The organism is Mesorhizobium sp. AR10, from assembly GCF_024746795.1.
Taxonomy (GTDB): Bacteria; Pseudomonadota; Alphaproteobacteria; order Rhizobiales; family Rhizobiaceae; genus Mesorhizobium.
The window spans coordinates 3,794,073-3,814,857 of record NZ_CP080524.1 but is presented as its reverse complement, the minus strand read 5'-3'; the positions used below and the strand labels follow the sequence as shown (position 1 = coordinate 3,814,857).

At 63.2% G+C, this 20,785-nt stretch carries 16 protein-coding genes, 1 pseudogene and 1 riboswitch; of the genes and pseudogenes, 5 read left to right on the top strand and 12 right to left on the bottom strand.

Features of this window, described 5'->3' with window-relative positions; all coding sequences use genetic code 11:
- Positions 1–4: 4 nt before the first annotated feature.
- Positions 5–1,006, bottom strand: a complete 1,002-nt coding sequence (locus LHFGNBLO_RS21900) for a hypothetical protein (protein ID WP_258601432.1) — start codon at positions 1,004–1,006, stop codon at positions 5–7.
- A 250-nt stretch (positions 1,007–1,256) separates the two neighbouring features.
- Positions 1,257–1,343: riboswitch (glycine riboswitch) on the top strand.
- Between the two features lie 148 nt (positions 1,344–1,491).
- On the opposite strand from LHFGNBLO_RS21900, the gene gcvT reads away from it, so the two are divergent.
- The 3 genes from gcvT to gcvP are packed head-to-tail and all read left to right on the top strand — an operon-like array spanning position 1,492 to position 5,794.
- Positions 1,492–2,592, top strand: a complete 1,101-nt coding sequence (gene gcvT, locus LHFGNBLO_RS21895; protein WP_258601431.1) for a glycine cleavage system aminomethyltransferase GcvT — start codon at positions 1,492–1,494, stop codon at positions 2,590–2,592.
- A gap of 5 nt (positions 2,593–2,597) precedes the next feature.
- Positions 2,598–2,966 carry a glycine cleavage system protein GcvH gene (gene gcvH / locus LHFGNBLO_RS21890; RefSeq protein WP_258601430.1) on the top strand — a complete coding sequence of 123 codons (369 nt, stop codon included), beginning with the start codon at positions 2,598–2,600 and terminating at the stop codon, positions 2,964–2,966.
- Between the two features lie 17 nt (positions 2,967–2,983).
- Positions 2,984–5,794 carry an aminomethyl-transferring glycine dehydrogenase gene (gcvP, locus tag LHFGNBLO_RS21885; RefSeq protein ID WP_258601429.1) on the top strand — a complete coding sequence of 937 codons (2,811 nt, stop codon included), beginning with the start codon at positions 2,984–2,986 and terminating at the stop codon, positions 5,792–5,794.
- A 95-nt stretch (positions 5,795–5,889) separates the two neighbouring features.
- Here the strand turns inward: gcvP and LHFGNBLO_RS21880 are convergent, their stop codons facing one another.
- The 10 genes from LHFGNBLO_RS21880 to cpaB all read right to left on the bottom strand — a co-directional run bounded on the left by LHFGNBLO_RS21880 (position 5,890) and on the right by cpaB (position 15,107).
- The gene (locus LHFGNBLO_RS21880; RefSeq protein ID WP_258601428.1) at positions 5,890–6,312 is read right to left on the bottom strand and encodes a GGDEF domain-containing protein; all 423 of its coding nucleotides are present in this window, start codon (positions 6,310–6,312) and stop codon (positions 5,890–5,892) included.
- Positions 6,212–7,063 (bottom strand): hypothetical protein, encoded by an 852-nt coding sequence (locus tag LHFGNBLO_RS21875; protein WP_258601427.1) that lies wholly within the window; start codon positions 7,061–7,063, stop codon positions 6,212–6,214. Before LHFGNBLO_RS21875 ends, LHFGNBLO_RS21880 begins: the two co-directional genes overlap by 101 nt.
- 165 nt (positions 7,064–7,228) lie before the next feature.
- Complete coding sequence (locus LHFGNBLO_RS21870) at positions 7,229–7,699, bottom strand: hypothetical protein (protein WP_413774641.1); 471 nt, start codon at positions 7,697–7,699, stop codon at positions 7,229–7,231.
- Between the two features lie 142 nt (positions 7,700–7,841).
- Positions 7,842–8,807 (bottom strand): type II secretion system F family protein, encoded by a 966-nt coding sequence (locus tag LHFGNBLO_RS21865; protein ID WP_258601426.1) that lies wholly within the window; start codon positions 8,805–8,807, stop codon positions 7,842–7,844.
- A gap of 1 nt (position 8,808) precedes the next feature.
- Positions 8,809–9,774, bottom strand: a complete 966-nt coding sequence (locus LHFGNBLO_RS21860; RefSeq protein ID WP_258601425.1) for a type II secretion system F family protein — start codon at positions 9,772–9,774, stop codon at positions 8,809–8,811.
- A 3-nt stretch (positions 9,775–9,777) separates the two neighbouring features.
- The gene (locus LHFGNBLO_RS21855; RefSeq protein ID WP_258601424.1) at positions 9,778–11,199 is read right to left on the bottom strand and encodes a CpaF family protein; all 1,422 of its coding nucleotides are present in this window, start codon (positions 11,197–11,199) and stop codon (positions 9,778–9,780) included.
- Positions 11,196–12,410: an AAA family ATPase gene (locus LHFGNBLO_RS21850; protein ID WP_319944172.1), complete on the bottom strand. Its 1,215-nt coding sequence runs from the start codon at positions 12,408–12,410 to the stop codon at positions 11,196–11,198. Before LHFGNBLO_RS21850 ends, LHFGNBLO_RS21855 begins: the two co-directional genes overlap by 4 nt.
- A gap of 48 nt (positions 12,411–12,458) precedes the next feature.
- Entirely contained in the window at positions 12,459–12,722 is a 264-nt protein-coding gene (locus tag LHFGNBLO_RS21845) for a hypothetical protein (protein ID WP_258601422.1), read from the bottom strand.
- A 4-nt stretch (positions 12,723–12,726) separates the two neighbouring features.
- On the bottom strand, positions 12,727–14,112 hold the full coding sequence (locus LHFGNBLO_RS21840) for a type II and III secretion system protein family protein (protein WP_258601421.1): 1,386 nt from the start codon (positions 14,110–14,112) through the stop codon (positions 12,727–12,729).
- A 92-nt stretch (positions 14,113–14,204) separates the two neighbouring features.
- A complete protein-coding gene (cpaB, locus tag LHFGNBLO_RS21835; protein ID WP_258601420.1) occupies positions 14,205–15,107 on the bottom strand; it encodes a Flp pilus assembly protein CpaB in 903 nt (300 codons plus the stop codon).
- Between the two features lie 255 nt (positions 15,108–15,362).
- Between cpaB and parE the strand changes: the two genes are divergently transcribed.
- Together parE and LHFGNBLO_RS21825 are read left to right on the top strand one after the other, a co-directional pair.
- Positions 15,363–17,417 (top strand): DNA topoisomerase IV subunit B, encoded by a 2,055-nt coding sequence (gene parE, locus LHFGNBLO_RS21830; RefSeq protein WP_258601419.1) that lies wholly within the window; start codon positions 15,363–15,365, stop codon positions 17,415–17,417.
- A gap of 40 nt (positions 17,418–17,457) precedes the next feature.
- A pseudogene (locus LHFGNBLO_RS21825) lies at positions 17,458–19,517 on the top strand (FUSC family protein).
- Here the strand turns inward: LHFGNBLO_RS21825 and LHFGNBLO_RS21820 are convergent.
- Entirely contained in the window at positions 19,514–20,635 is a 1,122-nt protein-coding gene (locus tag LHFGNBLO_RS21820; RefSeq protein WP_258601418.1) for a DUF2336 domain-containing protein, read from the bottom strand. The pseudogene LHFGNBLO_RS21825 and the gene LHFGNBLO_RS21820 sit on opposite strands and share 4 nt — an antisense overlap.
- Between the last annotated feature and the right edge of the window lie 150 nt (positions 20,636–20,785).

Here is a 20,785-nt window from a genome sequence, read left to right as displayed (position 1 = left end):
CTCCTTACGCCACCTTGTCGATCAGCGGTTTCAGCGCCGGGTGGATTTCCGGCGAGGCGTGCTTGATCAGCGTCAGCAGTGCACGCTCGTTCTCATACAATGGCCGGTCGCCGCCGATGCGCTCGGCCAGCCACTTCGCCTCGCTAGCATCGATCGTTTCGGCGCGGCGGGCCAGTGCTTCGGCCGCTTTGTTCTTCGATTCCCATTCGGCCTCGATATCGCCCGGCGAACGATAGGCTTCCATGATGCCGGCGAGCCCGCCAGACACCATGCGGCCGAAGAAGCCACCGATCTCGGGATCGGCCTGCTCGAAGAAGGAGTCGCGACGCAGCGCCACGTCCCGCGTCGGCGCCTCGTAGCCAGCCGAGCACATGACGAAATTGGCGATCGCCTTGACGAACAGGTCGTTCCAGGATGGGTCATTGCCGGCCGCCGCGGTGCGCTCGTTGATCTTGAACAGCACTTCGGCCTCGGTGCGGGTAATGGCAATGTTGCCGTCGCCGCCATAGGCGTAGAGAATGCGGCGCAGCAGATCGACCTCGGCCTTGGCGATCAATCCGGGAACCAGGCTGCCGCCAAGCATCAGTGGTCCCTTGCCATCGATCACCGCATGGGCGACCTGCTCCAGCGCATAGGCGGAAAGCCTGCCCGGCGACGATTTCGCTTTCTCCAGCACATGCACAAGCAGCTCGAGTTCCGTCCGGCTGTCGACCATGCCGTCGCGCGAAATCGTCCGGATCAGCCAGTCGGCATTGTCCTCTGAAATATAGCCCGCCGGCTTTTCCTGGTGGACGATGTAGTCGGCAACAGCCTCGACGAAGAATATTGGCCATTCCTCGCATTTGTCCTTGGCCGTCGCGTCGAGCGCAAACAGCGCCTCGGCCTCGCCGCGGCTCACCACGCCGTCGCCGAACACCTCGCGGCGCAGCATGACCACATCCTCGGCCGTGATGCGATTCTTCGAAGTCAGCCCCGCTACCGGTGCGCTCATGATCAGTTCGCCCATTTTTGGTCCCCGTCCGCAAACGTCATTTCCGCCCAATGTATCAGCAGTGTCTTGAGAAACCGGCAAACGGCGTGGTTAGCGAAGACTTGTCGGCCAATGCATGTCGCCCAAAAGTGTTCAGCGGTTTTGGGAGAACGACATGTATCAAAAACAAAGATCTAAAGCGCGGCGCGCTTTAGATGTCGCTGGCAGGTGACAAGGTGTCGTTCACGGGCTATGGATGACGAGTCGAGGACTCCTAACCGAGTCCTACCTGTTTGCGGGAGAGAGCAGCGAGAGCTGCCGCCGAAGGGGAAATCGCCCGAAATCTCTCAGGCAAAAGAACCGTAGACGGGAAAGACACTCTGGAAAGTCGGGGCTTGCCCCCGCGCCGAAGGTGTAAGCGCTGCCGACAGAGTTACGGGGCGCGAGTCTCTCAGGCTTCAGACAGAGGGGCACGGACTGGTCGCCATTCGCGGCCGATTGCGTGCGACTCTGGAGATGACATGACGGGCGATACAACAAGACACCTTCCCCTCGAGGATCTGCACACGGCTGCCGGTGCGCGCTTTGGCGCTTTCGCCGGCTGGTCGATGCCGCTGACCTATCCGGCCGGGGTGATGAAGGAGCATCTGCACAGCCGCGAACAGGCCGGTCTCTTCGACATCTCCCACATGAAGCTGTTCGAGATCAGCGGTCCAGGCGCGGTTTCGCTGCTCAACCGCGCCTGCCCGCTCGACGCCGGCGCGCTCGAAGTCTCACAGTCCAAACTGTCCTTTTTCCTCAATGAAACAGGCGGCATCCTGGACGACCTGATCGTCACCAGGCTCGGCGACGAGCGTTTCATGGTCGTCGCCAATGCCGGCAATGCCGAAGCCGACGAAAAGCACCTGCGTGCGCTTGCCAAAGACTTCGATGCCAAGGTCGATGCGCTCGACCGCGTCTTCCTCGCCATTCAGGGTCCTGAGGCCTGGGCAGCACTTTCCCGTGCGGGCATCGAGACCGGCGCGCTGCTGTTCATGCACGGCATCGAGTCCCGCAAGAACTGGTTCATGAGCCGTTCCGGCTATACCGGCGAGGACGGTTTCGAGATCGGCCTGCCGGAGGCAGCCGCGCGGGATTTGGTCGCGAAATTGCTCCAGGATGAACGCGTGCTGTGGGTCGGCCTCGCCGCCCGCGACAGCTTGCGGCTCGAAGCAGGCCTCTGCCTGCACGGGCTGGACATCACGCCGGAAATCGACCCGGCCAGCGCCGCGCTGATGTGGGCGATTCCCAAGGAAATCCGCGCGACAGGCTCGTTCATCGGCGCCGATGCCTTACGCGCCATTGTTGCGAGTGGCCCTGCGCAAAAACGCGTCGGCCTGAAGCCCGAAGGCCGCCAGCCCGTGCGTGGCGGGGCCGCCCTGTTCGATGCCGATGGCAACCCTGCCGGCCATGTCACCTCAGGTGGCTTCGGCCCCTCGGCCGGCCATCCGGTCGCCATGGGCTATGTCCTGACACCGCTGGCCAAACCAGCCACAAAACTGTTCGCCGACGTTCGTGGGACGAAAATCCCGGTCGACGTCAATCCGCTCCCTTTCACACCTCATCGCTACCGCAAAGGATAAGTCCGATGGCAAAGACCTATTTCACCGAAGACCATGAATGGCTACGCGTCGAAGGCGGCATCGCCACTGTCGGCATCACCGACTACGCGCAGGAGCAGCTCGGCGATCTCGTCTTCGTCGAACTGCCGGAACTCGGCAAAAAACTGACCAAGGGCGACACGGCGGTGGTGGTCGAATCCGTCAAGGCGGCATCGGACGTCTATGCGCCGGTCGACGGCGAGATCACCGAGGCCAATGGCGCGCTGTCGTCGGACCCGTCGCTGGTCAACTCGGCAGCGACCGGTGACGGCTGGCTGTGGAAGATGAAGCTGGCCAATGAGAGCCAGTTGGAAGGCCTCATGGATGAGGCCGCATACCAGGCCCATATCGGCTGATATCAGGACATAGAGACATGAGCACAACACCCATCCCCTTCTCGGCCCGCCACATCGGCCCGAGCACCACCGATATCAGAGCCATGTTGGCCGCCATCGGCGTTCCCTCGGTCGAGACATTGATCAGCCAGGCCGTGCCGAGGTCGATTCGCCTCGACGAGCCGCTGAATCTGCCCGCCCCGGCCAGCGAAGCTGAAGCCCTGGCCGAGTTGTCAGCGACCATGGCAAAGAACATGGTGCTGAAGAGCTTCATCGGCGCCGGTTACCACGGCGTCGACGTGCCCCCGGTCATCCAGCGCAACCTGTTCGAGAACCCGGCCTGGTACACGGCCTACACGCCCTACCAGGCAGAGATCAGCCAGGGCCGGCTTGAAATGCTGTTCAATTTCCAGACCCTGGTCGCGGAACTGACCGGCCTGCCGGTGGCGTCGGCCTCGCTGCTCGATGAAGCAACGGCAGTGGCCGAAGCCGTCGGCATTGCCTTGCGCCATCATCGCGACAAACGGATCAAGATCGCGTTTGCCGGTGAGCCGCATCCGCAGACCCTGGACGTGGTGCGCACCCGTGCCGAACCGCTCGGCATCGAGATCGACGGCGAGACCATCGACGACAACACAGCCGCGCTGCTCGTCTCCTGGCCGGACACATCAGGCGTCTATGGCGACCACAAGGCGGCGATCGAGAAGGCTCGCGCCACTGGCGCGCTGGTCATCTTCATTGCCGATCCGCTCGGCCTGACACTGACCGAGGCACCGGCGAAGCTTGGCGCCGACATCGCCGTCGGCCCGATGCAGCGCTTCGGCGTGCCGATGGGCTTTGGCGGGCCGCACGCCGCCTATTGCGCCGTGACCGACAAATTGACCCGGCTGATGCCCGGCCGCCTCGTCGGCCAATCGACCGACAGCAAGGGTCGAGCGGGCTACCGGCTTGCCCTGCAGACTCGCGAACAGCATATCCGCCGCGACAAGGCCACCTCCAACATCTGCACCGCGCAGGCGCTGCTCGCCAATATGGCGACGGCCTATGCCATCTGGCACGGCCCTGCCGGCCTGCAGGCGATTGCCGGACGCATCCATGGGCTCGCCAATCAGTTGGCTGCCGGCCTCTCGGCCGCCCGCGTGTCGGTACTGGGCACAAGCCGCTTCGACACGGTCACGGCGGAGGTGAAGGGCAAGGCCAGCTCGATCGCTGCCGCGGCAGAAGAGACCGGCCGCCTGTTGCGCATCATCGATGCCGATCATGTCAGCATCAGCTTCGACGAGACCTCGACAGAGGCCGATCTGGAAGCGATCGCCGGACTGTTCGGCGCCAAGCCCGGCGCTGCCGGCGCCGGCACCGTGCCTGGCAAGCCGCGCGGCAAGGAGTTCCTCAGCCAACCCGTCTTCCACGAGAACCACTCCGAAACCGAGATGATGCGCTTCCTGCGCCGGCTGGCCGACAAGGATCTGGCGCTCGACCGCGCCATGATCCCGTTGGGATCCTGCACCATGAAACTCAATGCGGCCGCCGAAATGATGCCGGTCAGTTGGCCGAGCGTCGCCAATCTGCATCCCTTTGCGCCGGCCAGCCACTCGACCGGCTACCGCGCCATGATCGGCGAGCTGGAAGGCTGGCTGTCGGAAATCACCGGCTTCGACGCTGTGACGCTGCAGCCCAATGCCGGCAGCCAGGGCGAATATGCCGGCCTGCTCGCCATCCGCGCCTATCACCGCTCGCGGGGCGACAGCCATCGCACCGTTTGCCTGATCCCGTCCTCCGCGCATGGCACCAATCCGGCCAGTGCGGCGATGGCGGGCATGAGCGTCGTCGTCGTGCGCTGCAGCGAGGACGGCAATATCGACATGGACGATATGAGAGCCAAGGCCAACGAGCATTCCAAGAATCTCGCGGCGCTGATGTTCACCTATCCCTCGACGCATGGCGTCTACGAGGAAGGCGCGCGCCACCTTTGCGCGCTCATCCACGAGCATGGCGGCCAGGTCTATTTCGACGGCGCCAACCTCAACGCCTTGGTCGGTCTCGCTCGCCCCGGCGACATCGGCGCCGACGTCTGCCACATGAACCTGCACAAGACCTTCTGCATCCCGCATGGCGGCGGCGGTCCGGGCGTCGGCCCGATCGGTGTCAAGGCTCACCTGAAGCCATATCTGCCGGGCCACGTCACCGAGGGCTCGGCGCATGCCGTATCGGCCGCACCGTTCGGCAGCGCGTCCATCCTGCCGATCACCTGGATGTATATCCGCATGATGGGCGCTTCCGGCCTGAAGCAGGCTACGGAAACCGCCATCATCTCGGCCAACTATGTGGCGACGCGGCTCGCGCCGCACTTCCCGCTCCTCTACAAGGGCAGGCACGACCGCATCGCACATGAGTGCATCCTCGACACCCGCGTGCTCAAGGACAGCGCCGGCATCAGCGTCGACGACATCGCCAAGCGGCTGATCGACTATGGGTTCCATGCGCCGACCATGTCGTTTCCGGTGGCCGGCACGCTGATGGTCGAACCGACCGAGTCCGAGCCCAAGCGGGAACTGGACCGTTTTTGCGAAGCGATGATCGCGATAGCGGGCGAGGCAGCCAAGGTGGCCAAGGGCGAATGGCCCTTGGCCGACAACCCGCTGGTCAATGCGCCGCACACAGCGGCCGAGGCGCTGGCCGGCCAGTGGAGCCATCCCTACTCGCGGCTGGAGGCGGCCTATCCCGCCGGCGATGCAGACACATCAGCCAAATACTGGCCGCCGGTGTCGCGCATCGACAATGTCGCCGGCGACCGCAACCTCGTCTGCTCCTGCCCACCGCTGTCGGAATATCTGGGCGCGGCAGAATAAGACCATGATCCCGAAAAGTGGAATCCGGTTTTCGGATAAGATCATGGTCGAATGAGAAGTTGAGCCCGTCTCGATTTTATCGGGACGGATCAGGCTCAGGCAGAACGCAAGGCCGGCTCGTCGGCCTTGCTTGCCTTGTTCTGCACGATGACGCGATTTCGCCCGGCGCGCTTGGCGGCATAGAGTGCCGTATCGGCCTCGGCCAGCACGTCGTCCAGGCTGGCGCCGCCTGCCTCGCCAAAGCCGATACCGCCGCTGACCGTGCTGCGCAACGGACCCCGCGGAGTGGCCACCACTTCCGTGCCGAAGCTGACGCTGAACTTGCTCGCAAGGTCATAGGCCTTGTCTTCGGTTATCCGGGTCATGACCAGCGCGAATTCCTCGCCGCCCAGCCGAAACGCGTCGACGTTGGCCCTGTCATATTTCTTGATGACGGCGGCGAAACGGCACAGAACCTGATCGCCCACCGGATGGCCGTACACATCGTTGGTCTTCTTGAAATGGTCGAGGTCGAACATGGCGACTGACATGAACGGACCGAAGGCGCGATCGCCAATAGAGTGAAGTGAATGCCCGCCGGTTCATCAGCCCCGTCAACGGGTCGGTCATGGTCTCGGCCTTCAATTCGATCTGCGCCTGCAGATGATGGAGCGAGAGCGTCAATGCGCCGAGTACGGTCATGCAGGCGACCGCCACCACGGAGTTCAACCGTTCGGCCCAATTGTCGGGTGCAACGCCGAGCACCCACTGTCCCTTGACGAGCAGAACCGCGCCGCAAAGTCCGAAGGACACCCCGCAGACTCCGCTCAGCAACGAAACGACCAGCAGAATCCGGCGATCTTGACCACCGCCTTTGATCCAGAACATCACCCCAATCACGGCGAGCAGCGCCGTCACTGTCGCGTAGGTGATGATGAAGCCAGCACCGTCAAGGCCGAGGTAAGCCGTGCCCGCGCAAACTGCCATCGCAACCAGGGTCGGCAGAACCACGCGTTCATAGTCATGTACGCCCAGATATTGCATGGCCGACAGGCAGAGGACCAGAAAACCCAGGCTGAGGAACGCAAGCACAAGCTGGCAAAGCCAGGGACTGGGATCCCTGGTGTAGTGCCAGAACAGGACCACATGGGCGACAAGCACGAGGATGCCGCACGCTACCGTCAGCACGAAGCGAGCCCGTGGCGCGGTGAACCAGATCGCAAACATGGTGATGCTGAGGCACGTACCCGACAGCGCAGCCGCAAGCAGGAGCGAACTGAAATCCAACATGCGTAATCAGCAGCCTCTTGGGGATCGTCGGTTACGCTGCATTGTAGGTCAGCGACAGCCCGCAGATACCGTTTTCAACCGACCTTTCGACGTAACCTTCGGACAAGGTTTACAAAGCGTCATGTCCTCGTCTAGCGGAGTCCGCTGCGCATGGCCGATGAAGGCTCAACCCTTGCTGAGCAGCTCCAGATTGGCATTGACCACGGTGGCGTCGGCCATGCCGGCTTTGGCTTCCAGCAGCAGCGCCCTGGCCTTCTTGCGGTTGCCGCGCAGCAGCTGTGAATAGCCCATATTGTTGATGATCTGCGGCTTGCGCCCGGCGACTTTCAAAAGCTGGGCATAGGCGCGATCGGCGAAATCGAAGCGGCCGAGCTCGTCATAGGAAGCGGCCAGGCCCATCCATGCTTCGGCATCGTCGGCCTTGAGTTCCACCGCCTTGCGGAAATGCTTTTCGGCAAGACCGTAGTTCGCGTCGCGAAACTGTGCCTTGCCTTCCGCCAGGTCGGACGTGCTGACGTCTTTTGCCGCTGGTGGAATGGCGGTGGTCTTGGTCGAATCGACGCCGCCCGTCGTGCAACCGCTGACCATCAAGACAACCACAATCGCGGCCATTGCCGAGAGAGTTCTGTGACGCATGCCCCTGCCCCAATCGCCCGATTTGCCGGGTCGTTCTTCAGGAAACACGCTACAGGAGAGCGATTAAACTTCGGTGCCGAAACGCGCCTAAAATTTGGTTTCGCGCAAAGGGTGCATTAACCAGCCGCCATTGCGCGGCACTCTAATGGGCCACCGTCATTTTGACGATGATCGGAATGACGGCGATCATCAGCACCACCGGCAAAATGCAGACCACCACCGGCACCGACATCTTGGCCGGCAGTGCGTGCGCCTTCTCCTCGGCAAGCGACATGCGCTTGTGGCGCATTTCGTCGGAGAAGACGCGCAGCGCTCCCGACAGGCTGGTGCCGAGTTCCTTCGACTGCTGCAAGAGCGTCGCGAACGAACGCACCTCGTCCAGGCTGAGGCGGTCGGCAAGCGCCTTGAGTGCATCGTCGAGGCTGCGGCCCGCCCTGAGTTCCAACGATACCAGCTGCAGGTTCCGGCTGAGTGCCGGATAGGTCTTGGCGAGTTCTTTCGATACGCGCTCGATGCCGGCTTCCATGCTCATGCCGGCATCGGAGCAGACGATCATCAGGTCCATGAAATCGGGAAAGCCATTGCGGTATTGGCGCATCTTTTCCCGTATCTTCTGGGTCAGCACCAGACCGGGCAGGAAATAGCCTGCGGCCCCCGACAGGATGATGAAGGTCCAGCGGCTGGTCATGGTCGCATCGGCGCTGGCCATCCATTGGTTGACCAGCAACGCGCCGATCGCGGCGCCGACAAAGGCGGCAAAACGGATCAGGAAGAACATGCCAACCGCGCGCGGTTCCATGTAACCGGCCTGGATGAGTTTCATGCGCAACCGCGCTACATTCTCAGGGTCGCTCTTGGCATAGAATTCCTGCGCCCGCTTCATCGCCTTCTCGCGCACGACGCTGGAATTCTTGCTCGGTGCCGGTTCGGCCCGTTCAACCACCTTGTTGTCCTCGACCTTGAGCCGGCGCTTGAGATCGTTGCGGTCGCCTTTCGCCACGACCAGCGGCCAAACCACCGCGCCGCCACCCAGCGCCAGCAGCAGCACCGCCACCGGCATCAGCGAGGTCGGAGCAAGCGAGGCGAGGAATCGGATGACCTGTTCCATCCTAGAATCTGAAATTCGACATTTTGAACATGATGGCGTTGCCCAGCATCAGCCAGGTGATCGAGCCGCCAAGCAGGTACCAGGTCTTCGGCTCGTTCCAAACGTCGCGATAGAATTGCGGCATCAACACCATGATGCCGGCAAACAGCAGCGCCGGCACCGCCGTCAGGATGTAGGCCGACATGCGGCCTTCCGACGAAATGGCACGCACCTTGCGCCGCAGCTTGCCGCGCTCGCGGATCGTCGTCGACAGCCCGTCGAGGATTTCACGCAGATTGCCGCCCGAACTCGTCTGGATAGAAACGGCAGTGACGAACAACGGCAAATCCTCGTGGCCGACCCGGTCGAACAGCGAATTCAACGCCGAAACCAGATCGGAGCCATACGTCACCTCGTCGGCAATGACACCGAACTCGGTACCGATCGGATCGGCCATTTCACGCGCCACCATGGCGATCGCCACGGGCACCGGATGGCCGGCCTTCAGGCCGCGCGTGATCAGCTCCAGCGCTTCCGGCAACTGCATGCCGAACCGCTTCAACCGGCTGCCGCGCTTGAAACGCATCGCCATCACCGGCAGCAGTGGCACCAGAACGACAAGCAACAGAAGCCCGAGCAGCAGCGACAGGCCGTACCAGAGCGCGGCGAGCGTCATTGCCAGCGCCACGCCGGAGGTGATCATCAGGAATTTCGACAATGGCATGGTCATGCCCGACTGCGTGCGTAGGGCGCGGAAGCGGTCGGGTGAAAACAGCGACGTGCCGGCTTCGAGGCCACGCTCCTTGCGCAACTGGATCAGCACCTGTTCCTGGCTGATCTTGTTTTCCTGCAACTTCATGCGCCGGTTGATGGCTGTGCGCTTGTCGCTGCGGCCGGCATAGAGCAGATAGCATCCCTCGGCGATCATGATGCCGGTAAGTGCTGCTGCCGCGTAAACGACGTAGATGGCGCTGAAATTCTCGAACACCGGCTACTCCTGCGGCCGGCCGGGTTCGAAATACTTGCCTGGAAATTCGATGCCCATGGCGCGCAGATCTTCGAGAAAGCGCGGACGGATGCCGGTCGCCTCGTAATAGCCGAGGATCTTGCCGTCGGCCTCCATGCCGGTGCGCACGAAGCGGAATATCTCCTGCATCTGGATGACGTCGCCTTCCATGCCGGTCACCTCGGCGACGCTCGTCACCTTGCGCTTGCCGTCGGACAGGCGGGTCAGCTGCACGATGAGGTCGAGCGCGCTGGCGATCTGGCTGCGGATCGACTGTACCGTCATCGGCATGCCGGTCATGCCGAGCATCTGTTCCAGACGCGAAATGCAATCGCGCGGCGTGTTGGCGTGGATGGTCGCCATCGAGCCTTCATGGCCGGTGTTCATCGCCTGCAGCATGTCGAAAGCTTCCTCGCCGCGGCACTCGCCAAGGATGACGCGGTCCGGGCGCATGCGCAGTGCGTTCTTGACCAGGTCGCGCTGTTTCAGCTCGCCATGGCCTTCGATGTTGGCGGGACGCGTTTCCATGCGGGCGACGTGCGGCTGCTGGAGCTGAAGCTCCGCCGCGTCCTCGATGGTGATCAGCCGCTCGTCTTCCGGAATGAAGGCCGACAGCGCGTTGAGCATCGTCGTCTTGCCGGTGCCGGTGCCGCCGGAGATGATCGTTGTCTTGCGGGCATGCACGGCCGCGGCCAGCACTTCGGCCATGTTCTGGGTGATGGCGCCGAACTCGACCAGCTTGTGCAGGCCAAGCTTGTTCTTGGAAAACTTGCGGATCGACACCAATGGCCCGTCGACCGCGACCGGGCGAATGGCGGCGTTGAAGCGCGAGCCGTCCAGCATGCGCGCATCGACCATCGGCTGGGATTCGTCGACACGGCGGCCGACGGCGGCGACGATCTTGTTGACGATTCGAAGCAGATGCGCCTCATCCTTGAACGGAATGTGGACCTGCTGCAGCTTGCCGCGCCTTTCGACGAAGCAGTTCTGGTGGCCATTGATCAGGATATCGTTGATATCGGGATCCTTCAGCAACGGCTCCAGCGGACCGAGACCGACCATCTCGTCGACGATGTCGTCGACCAGCGAGTCAAGCTCGGCGGTATTGATCGCCATCCGCTCCTGACGGGTCTTTTCCGACACGAAATCATGCACTTGCCGGCGCATCTCATCCTTGGGCAGCCGCTCCAGCGCGACAAGGTTGATCTCCTCGAGCAGCAACCGATGGATACGCACGCGGGCATCGAGCACCTTGTTGGCACTCTTGCCGGGTGTGGCTTCCGCTTTTGGCGGCAAGGCCTTGCGGGTCGTCGGAATGACCACGGCGTGGTGCGCGACCGGCGCTGCCTCGGCCGGCCTTTGCGGGCGCGCATCACGGTTCTGCAGGGTGGAGAAGCGGCTGGTCATCCGGCCTTCCTCCTCAGCAATCCCTTGCCGATGCCGAACAGCGAGCGCGATTTCTCAGGCGACGCGACCGCTTCCTCCGGCAGGATGATTTTCTTCAGGTCGTTGATGACATTGGCATTCGGGTCGATCTCGTGCAGCGGTACGCCGCGATCGACCGCCTCGCGCACGAGCCGGTAGTTGTTGGAGATGCCGCCGACGAAATGCTCGCCGAGGATTTCCTGGACGTCCGCCTGCTTGATGCCGTTGTCGAACATCTTCTGCTCGAAACGGTTGACGATGACGTTCGGCTTCACTTCCTTGCCGGCCGTCTCGTAGACCGCCTGGATCAGCCGCTGCGTGTGGCGCAGGCACGGCACCGTCATTTCGGCGACGATGTAGAGCTTGTTGGAGCCGAGCAGCACCGTCTCGGTCCACGGGAACCAGGTGCGCGGCATGTCGATGACGACATTGTCGAAATAGGCCGAGACGAGATCGAGCATCCGCACCACGACATCGGTCTTGAACGAACGCATTTCCGAGGGATGCGTCGGTGCCGCCAGCACACAGAGCCCGCTCGCATGCTTGGACAGCATCACATCCAGCAGTTGCCGGTCGAGGCGCTCGGGCTGGTTCTCGATTTCGGTGATGTCGAAGCGCGGTTCGAGGTCGAGATATTCGGCGCAGGCGCCTTGTTGGAAGTTGAGATCGACCACGCAGGTCGACGCGCCGCGCGTCACCGAATGATGCAGCTGGAAGGCGGTCTGCAGCGCCAGTGTCGTGGTGCCGACACCGCCGGCGGCCGGCATGAAGGTATAGATCTGCGATTCGGTGTTTTCCTCACGCCCGGGCCCTTGCAGGGCACGGATGACGGAGCGCACCAGGTCGGCGGTGGTGATCGGCTTGACCAGGAAATCGGCGACCTTGAGCTGGACCAGGATGCGCACCGCCGCGGCGTTGAATTCCTGGGTGACGACGACGACCGGAACGCGGCCTTCCAGCCGGCGCATGATTCGCTGCAGCGACTCGACCTCCTCGAGCCTGGCCGCATCCATGTCGACGATGAGGGCGCCGAAATCGGTTTCCTGGACCTCGCCGCGAAGCTCGGAGACGTTTTTCTCAACCGTCGAAAGCTGGATGACCTCCGAGGCGGCGAACGCTGTGCGCGTGTCCTGCAGGAAAGTCCTGTCACTGGATACGAGCAGGATCTTCTTGGTCATGATGCCGCTTGCCATTGTTGTCAGCCTGTCACGTCAGTCGCCAAATAATCAGTCGCCAAATAGTCAGTCGGTTGTCGTCGACGGTGCAGCCTGGGCGCTGGTCGCGTGGTCGGCTGCCGCGGAAGTGCTGCGTTGGGCCGGAACCAGAAGCCTGGTGTTCTGGACGCCGTATTTCCACGGATCGACCATCTGCATGACGGTATTGGAGGCCTGCGCGTTGCCTGCAGCCATCGTCACCCCTTCGCTGCGCACATAGTCGTCACTGGTGCAGCCGCTGGAGAAGCCGGCAGCCAACAGGGTGATGCACAGTCCCGCAACCAGACGCATGGCTTCAATCCTTCGGCAGGTCGAGGAAATGCCCGGCCGTGGTCACCGCGGCCGGCTGCGCAACGCGGCCGTCGGCCAATGCCAGCGCCCGGTTGGCGTCGGACGCCTTCACTTCCTCGGTGTTGTTGAGAAAGTAGTCGACATTGCTGGCCGGCTGCGTGCCGTCGGTCGGCTCGACGAGCTTTTTCGACGGGTCTACCGGCTTGACCAGATAGGGCGTGACGATGATCACCAGGTCGGTTTCGCGCCGCTGATAGGATTTCGAGGAAAACAGCGGGCCAAGCACTGGCATCTTGCCGAGACCAGGAATGCGCGACGTGGTGATGTCGTTTTGGGACTGCAGCAGGCCGGCGATCATGAAGCTCTGGCCGTTCTTCAAGTCGACCGACGTCCTGGCGCGGCGCACGATGAAACCTGGCACCGAGATGTTGCCGATGTTGTAGGATGCCGATGCGTCGATCGAGGACACTTCCGGTGCGATGTCCAGGCTGACCAGCCCGTCCTTGAGCACGGTCGGCGTGAAATCCAGGCTGACGCCATATTTCTTGTAGGTGACCGAGATCTTGCCGTTGTCCTCGGAGACCGGGATCGGGAACTCGCCCCCGGCGAGAAAGCTCGCCGTTTGGCCCGAGCGGGCGATCAGGTTCGGCTCAGCCAGCCGCCGGGCAAGGCCACGTTCTTCCAGCGCCTTGATGGCGATGTCGATCGAAACGCCATTCGACAGTAGCTTGCCGATGATCTCGCCTGTTCCCGCCCCCGGCACCGTGCCAGGGTCGATCGTGATATCCCGTCCGCCGATGCCGTAGGCGAAATTGGCGCTGTATTTCGCGCCGAGGTCCTGCCCGGCCTGGCGGTTGATCTCGACAAAGCGGACATTGAGCTGAACCTGCTGCGACGACGAGATGTTGACCGAGTTGATCACCTCCTCGTTGCCGGAAAAGCGCGTCGCGATCTTGTTCGCCTTTTCGGCGGCGACCGCGTCATCCGCCTCGCCCGACAGCACGACGCGACCGTTGGCGGACCCAACCTTGATGTTGGCGTCCGGCACGCTGGCGCGAATGGTGCTGGCCAGTTGGTCGGTGTCAAGGGTCACCTCTATGTCGACGGTGCCGACAAGCTGCTTGTTCTCGTCGAACAACGCGATGCCTGTGGTGCCGAGATTGTTGCCGAGCACATAGAAGGACTTGTCGGTCAGCGGATTGACGTTGGCGATCTCCGGATCGCCGATGACGATCTGGTAGAAGGCAGCGCTGGTCATGATCGTCTTCGGCTTGCCCTTGGCAACCTTGATCGACGCATTCTTGGTCGACGAGACATAGACGATGTCATTGCCCGCCTTCGCCGGCGCGCCAAAGCCGAGCATCCCGACCGCGGCCAGCGAAGCTGCCATTGCCAAGGCCCGCACAAGGCGCAGCCGTCCCGTCATCCTATATGTGTTCAGCCCCAACATTGTCCCGTCCCTCGCCCAGTCCCCACTGGCTGCTATTTCTGGTCCCGCGAAGGAACCTGGTATTCCTCGGCCTGCGTGCCGCGCGTCACGATGATCGTCTTGAACTTCGGCTTCTCCGGCTCCTTCGTCACAGCGTCGAACAGCGAGCCGGCCGCGGCCGTGCTGGATGCGACCGATCCGCCGAAGGATGAAATGGTGGTGACGCCGTCCTTACCGTCGCCGCCTTCGCTGGAAGACCGAAGCGACAAGGACAAGGTGCCAACGGTGCGGGCCAGCGCCACTTTCTGCGCGCCGTCGGTCGTCACCTCGATGGTCACGGAATTGGCGATCTGCGGTTCGGTCTGGCGCTCGTCGGCGCCCTGGCCGACACTCAGCACCTTGGCGTCGGCGACGACGATTTCGGATGTGATGGTCGAACCGGCAGCACCCTGCGCGTTCTTGGCCACTTCCTGGATTTCGCCCGCGTCACGCGTCAGCACGACGTCGACCCGGTCGCCCGTCGTCACGAAACCGCCGACACCGGCGATCTCGTCGGTGCGAATGGTCACCGCCCGCATTCCGGGAGACAGCATGTTGGAAAGCGTCGCGCGGCCATTCGGCCCGGACAGTTTGGAGAGCAGCACCGGTTCGTTGACCTCGATCGGCGACAGCACCACGCGGTTGCCGTCGGCAAGCAACGCATCAACGGTGGTGAACGCCCCTTGCGGCACGGAATCCTGCGACCACGGGATTTCGATGAGCTGCGCCCGGTCGAGTTCCATGCCGTAACGCAGCGGCGCGTTCGCCACCACAATGGTCTTGAACTCGACCTTGGGTGCCTCGGGTACCGAGATCGACGCCGTTTTCTCTTCGACGTTGGCCTTCGCCTGGCTCTTCACCCAGAAGTCCGCGGCAAAAATCGAGATCGCCCCGAAAACGGCAGCGATGCCGATCATGGTTATGGCCTTGCCCCTCACACCGAAACCCCTGCACCTGTGGTCTTTTCTTTTGTTGGACCCACGCTAGGCAGCATTGTTAAAGATTCAGGAATCGTGGCCGGCTGCGTTCGACCTATTTCCGCCGGCTTGGTTATCGAATGGTTTTAGGGTAAGAGGGCAAATCCCTCGAACGTAACGGGAACCTCCGTCGCTTGCGCCTCAAAAGCGTGGCAGTATCGGAGAGTGATTCGCAGCATCGGAATCCAGCCAGGCATGGACGACAACAACGATCTTTTCGGCAATCTGGACAAGCAGCCGCAACCGGCTCGCGCAACGCCGCGCCCGGCAGACCCGTTGGTGCAGGCAGCGAAGCGTCCGGCAGCAACGCGCGACGGCAGCGAGGGCTACAGCGCGGCCGACATCGAGGTGCTGGAAGGGCTTGAGCCGGTGCGGCGCCGGCCCGGCATGTATATCGGCGGCACCGACGACAAGGCGATGCACCATCTGTTCGCCGAGGTCATCGACAATTCGATGGACGAGGCGGTCGCCGGCCACGCGACCTTCATCGATGTCGAGCTTTCCGCCGACGGATATCTGTCGGTCACCGACAATGGCCGCGGCATTCCGGTCGATCCGCACCCGAAATTCAAGAAGCCGGCGCTCGAAGTCATCATGACGACGCTGCATTCGGGCGGCAAGTTCGACTCCAAGGTCTATGAAACTTCCGGCGGTCTGCACGGCGTCGGCGTCTCCGTCGTCAACGCACTGTCGGACCACCTCGAGGTCGAAGTCGCGCGGGGGCGGCAACTTTACCGGCAAAGATTTTCGCGCGGCGTTCCGGTGACCGGCCTGGAGCAGCTCGGCGAAGTGCACAACCGGCGCGGCACAAAAATCCGCTTCCATCCCGACGAGCAGATTTTCGGCAAGGGTGCGGCATTCGAGCCGGCACGGCTCTATCGCATGACGCGCTCGAAAGCCTATCTGTTCGGCGGCGTCGAGATCCGCTGGACCTGCGATCCGTCGCTGATCAAGGAAAAGGACACGACGCCGGCCAAGGCCGAGTTCCATTTTCCAGGCGGCCTCAAGGACTATCTGAAGGCCTCGCTCGGTGACGAGTTCCAGGTCACCCGCGAAATGTTTGCCGGCAAAAGCGACAAGCAGGGCGGCCATGGCTCGCTCGAATGGGCGGTGACCTGGTTCGGCGGCGACGGGTTCATCAATTCCTATTGCAACACCATTCCGACCGCCGAAGGCGGCACGCACGAGGCCGGCTTCCGCAATGTGCTGACTCGGGGCTTGCGCGCCTATGCCGACCTGGTCGGCAACAAGCGCGCCTCGATCGTCACCTCGGAAGACGTGATGATCTCGGCCGCCGGCATGCTGTCGGTGTTCATCCGCGAGCCGGAATTCGTCGGCCAGACCAAGGACAGGCTGGCGACGATAGAGGCGATCCGCATCGTCGAGACCGCCATCCGCGACCCGTTCGACCATTGGCTGGCCGACAATCCGCAGGAAGCCTCGAAACTGCTCGAATGGGTGATCGCACGCGCCGACGAGCGGGTGCGCCGGCGCCAGGAAAAGGAAGTGTCGCGCAAGAGCGCGGTGCGCAAATTGCGGCTGCCCGGCAAGCTCGCCGACTGCACGCAGAACGCCGCGGCTGGTGCTGAACTGTTCATCGTCGAAGGCGATTCGGCCGGTGGCTCGGCAAAGCAGGCGCGCGACCGCGCCAGCCAGGCGGTGCTGCCGCTGCGCGGAAAAATCCTCAACGTCGCCAGCGCCGGCAACGACAAGCTGGCCGGCAATCAGCAGATCTCGGACCTGATCCAGGCGCTCGGCTGCGGCACGCGATCGAAGTACCGCGACGAGGATTTGCGCTACGACCGGGTCATCATCATGACCGATGCCGACGTCGACGGCGCCCACATCGCGTCGCTGCTGATCACCTTCTTCTACCAGGAAATGCCGGCCCTGGTTCGTGGCGGCCATCTCTATCTGGCGGTGCCGCCGCTCTACTCGATCCGGCAAGGCGGCAAGGTCGCCTATGCCCGCGACGATGGCCACAAGGACGAACTGCTGCGCACCGAGTTCACCGGGCGCGGCAAGGTCGAAATCGGCCGCTTCAAGGGTCTGGGCGAGATGATGGCCGCGCAGCTCAAGGAAACCACCATGGATCCGAAGAAGCGCACGCTGCTCCGGATTGATGTCATCGATGCCGAGGCCGCGACCAAGGATGCGGTCGACGCACTGATGGGCACCAAACCCGAAGCCCGCTTCCGCTTCATCCAGGAACGCGCCGAATTCGCCGAGACGGAAGTGCTGGATATCTGAACGCCCGCTATTCTAGTTTGCCGTTCTAGGAGACGAGCATGTGACCTGGGCGCGGCTGAACGAGTATATCGGCACGAGAGCCGCTGGCCTGACACGACCGACGCGCTCGGACTGGATTTTCGCTCTTCGGACCGTCTCAGCTGGGCTGATCGCGCTTCTGGCCGCCTACGCCCTCAAGCTCGACCACCCGCAATGGGCGATGATGACCGTGTTCATCGTCGCCCAGCCGGTCGCCGGCATGGTGCTGGCGAAAGGCATTTACCGGCTGCTCGGCACGCTGGCGGGCGGGCTGGCGGCGATCGGCATCACCACTGTCTTCGGCACCGGCCCCTGGCTTCTCGTCACCGCGCTGGCGGTCTGGATCGGCCTCTGCACGCTTGTCTCGTCGCTGCTGCGCAACCCGGAAGCCTATGGCGCAGCCCTTGCCGGCTATACCGCGATGATCATCGGTCTTCCGGCGTTCGGACAGCCGCATCTCGTCGTCGATCTTGCCGTCGCGCGCTGTGCGGAAATCGTGCTCGGTATCGTCTGCGCCGGCCTGACCAGCCGTCTGATCCTGCCGAAACTGGCAGCCGACGCCATTATCGCCAGGCTGAAGCGCAGCATTCTCGACCTTGCCGCCTATGCCGGCGGCGCCTTCTCCAGCGGCGATGCGACAATGCTTGCCGACCAGCACCGAAAACTGATCGTTGACGCCCAGACACTCGGCGAGATGCGCACCTATGCGAGGCTGGAAGCGCCAAGCTTCGCGACGCGCGCCTATCCAGTAAGGCGCACCATCGGTCAGCTTTTGTCGGCGCTGTCGGCTGCAAGGGCGCTACACGCCCATGCCGCACCGAAGAATGCGGCGCTCATTCCCGTGCGCACCGAGTTGCAGGCTTTTGTCGGCGAACTCGCGGTCAAACCGGGCGCGCTGGATGACACGACACCTTGGGTGGCGCGGCTCGACGCGATCGCCGCCAAGGCGCGGCAGACGCCTGACCTGTCGACAGTGCAAGGCGACGACAGGCTTGGCACCGTCACTCGCCTCACCATTGCCGCCGATTTCGCTGAGGCCTTGAAGCAAGTGCTGCGAGGCCTGGATGCGCTGCGCTCTCCCGTCACCCGCCCCACCCGTAACCGGCAGCAGCCGGCGCTGGTCGCCCACCGCGACTACCATGCGGCCTGGCGCAACGCGGTGCGTGCCGCACTGGCCACGCTGCTGGTCGCCGCCTTCTGGCTGACGACGAAATGGTCCGAGGCGGCGGGCACAGTCATTCTGGTCGCCGTTGTCTCCAGCCTGTTCGCCGCTCGCCCCGACCCTGTCCAGGCGGCCTGGGCTTCTTCAAGGGAACATTGCTGGCCCTGCCCTTTGCGTTCCTCGTCGGTCAGGTCGCCCTTCCCGCCCTGCCCGGCTTCGGCTGGTTCACGCTCTTCGTCGTGCCGATCATGGTACCGGCTGCATTGGCGATGGCCAATCCACGCTATGTCGGCGTCGCGACCGCCTTCGCCATCAATTTCCTCGCGTTCCTGAGCCCGCATCAGGCGATGACCTATGCCCCCTGGCCGTTCTTCGCCGAGTCGGCATCGATCCTGGTCGGTATCCTGCTGGCCACCGGCGTCTTCGTCGTCGTGCTGCCCGCCGATCCCTGGGTCACCATCAACCGCATCGTGCAAGCCATGCGCGAAAATCTGGCGCGGCTGTGCCTGCATGAGCGCATGCCCCGACGCTCGGCCTTCGAGAGCCTGGCCTATGACCGGGTCAACCAGCTGATGCCGCTCATGCAGCGCGTCGGCAAGAAGGGCGACGCCATTCTGGACGGCAGCATCGCTGCCGTCACCGTCGGCCTTGAAATCCTGCGGCTGCGCGGCGCGCAGCAAAATGCGGCGACCCCGCCCGAGACAGCGCTTTCGATCACCAACTTCCTGCGTGGACTGGCGCGCGAACTACTTTTCCACCGACCCGGCGAGCCGCAAACCGCGACCGTCGCTGTCGCGAGGCAGTATGCGGCTATCATCACCGATCGCAGCGACGCCGCGGACATGCTGCAGATCGCAGCCTCGCTGCGCATCATCGCCGCGGCGATGGAAGATTTCCCCGATTTTTTCGCAAGGGATTAAGCGGCCGCAATCGCCAGCGCGTGTCCGCGCGCATTCTCGCGCAGCGCGTCGAGATGGATCGACTTGACCAGCCCGGCAAGATCGCCTTCCGCGGATTGCCCGCCGAGCTCCTTCAGCATCAGCCAGCTGACTTCCTGGACGCCGGCGACGCGCTTGCCATTGGCAACCTCGCGCCAGATCTTCAGGGCACGCAGGATGACGGCATGGGTGGCGGCGGCAAGGCCAGCGCTGCGGAACAGTGCCTGCAGCGCCACGTCGTGCCCGCCGGCCAGCAGCGCCCTCACCCGCTGTTCGGATTGCTGGCTGAGCGCGACCAGCGCCGAGCCGAAGAAGTCGACCTTGCCATGCGCGATGGTGCGAATGACAAAGCTTGCGGTGAGATCGCCACGCAGGCGCAGGTGCTCGATGAGAGCGGCATGTTCTTCCGGCCGTGTGCCTTCGATCAGCGTCACCGAAGCCTTGATGCAAGCGTCGCGCATGACGCGCTCGGCCCTGGCTGCGCCCATCAGCGCCATCACCAGCGGCGAGGTTTTGAGTGTTTCTCCAAGTTTTATCAGCAGCATGTGCCGGCAATCGGCCGGCAGGCGGGCGTCTGATATCAGCGCCTCGCGGACCTGAGGCAGATGACCATGCCGTTCGGCCATGCGGCGAAAGCTGAGCGAGGCGATGTCGGCGCCGCTGTTGGTCAGAAGCGTGGCGCAGGCTTCCGGTTCACCGATTTCGGCGATGGCCGCCGCAACGGACATCGAAACGACCGGCCGGTCGGCGATCAGCTTCTGCGTCGCCTTCTGGCTGCCGGCGACGCGGTCGATCAGGTCGGCATCGGTGATCAGTGGCGACCGCGCCAGCACCAGAGCAGCCACTTCCGGCTGGTCGGCGGCCAGCGCGCTGATGATCTGCAGCGGCGCGTGATGGCTCATCGACAGCGCTTCGGCCATCGCCAGCCTCACCTTCGACGAGGCGTCGTCAAGCAGCAGCGTCAGTGCCGCTTCCGCTGCACAGCGGTCCTCGAAAGGCAGGTCGGCGTTGATGTAGGCGCGGGCCAACGCGCTCGCTGCCGCGGCACGCTCCGAAACCCTTGCCGTGTAGATCCATTTCAGGAAATGCGAAACAACCATGCCGTCCGCTATGCCCCTAGCCCAAGTCCGTTCTGGCCCCGTAGAGACCCTAGGCAGAAATGGTTTACGAAGCGTTCACCATGTTTATTAACTGGCTTGCGAGCGGAATAGGCAGCGCCTATCAACCCGTAAGCAGCTGAGGAGAGATCG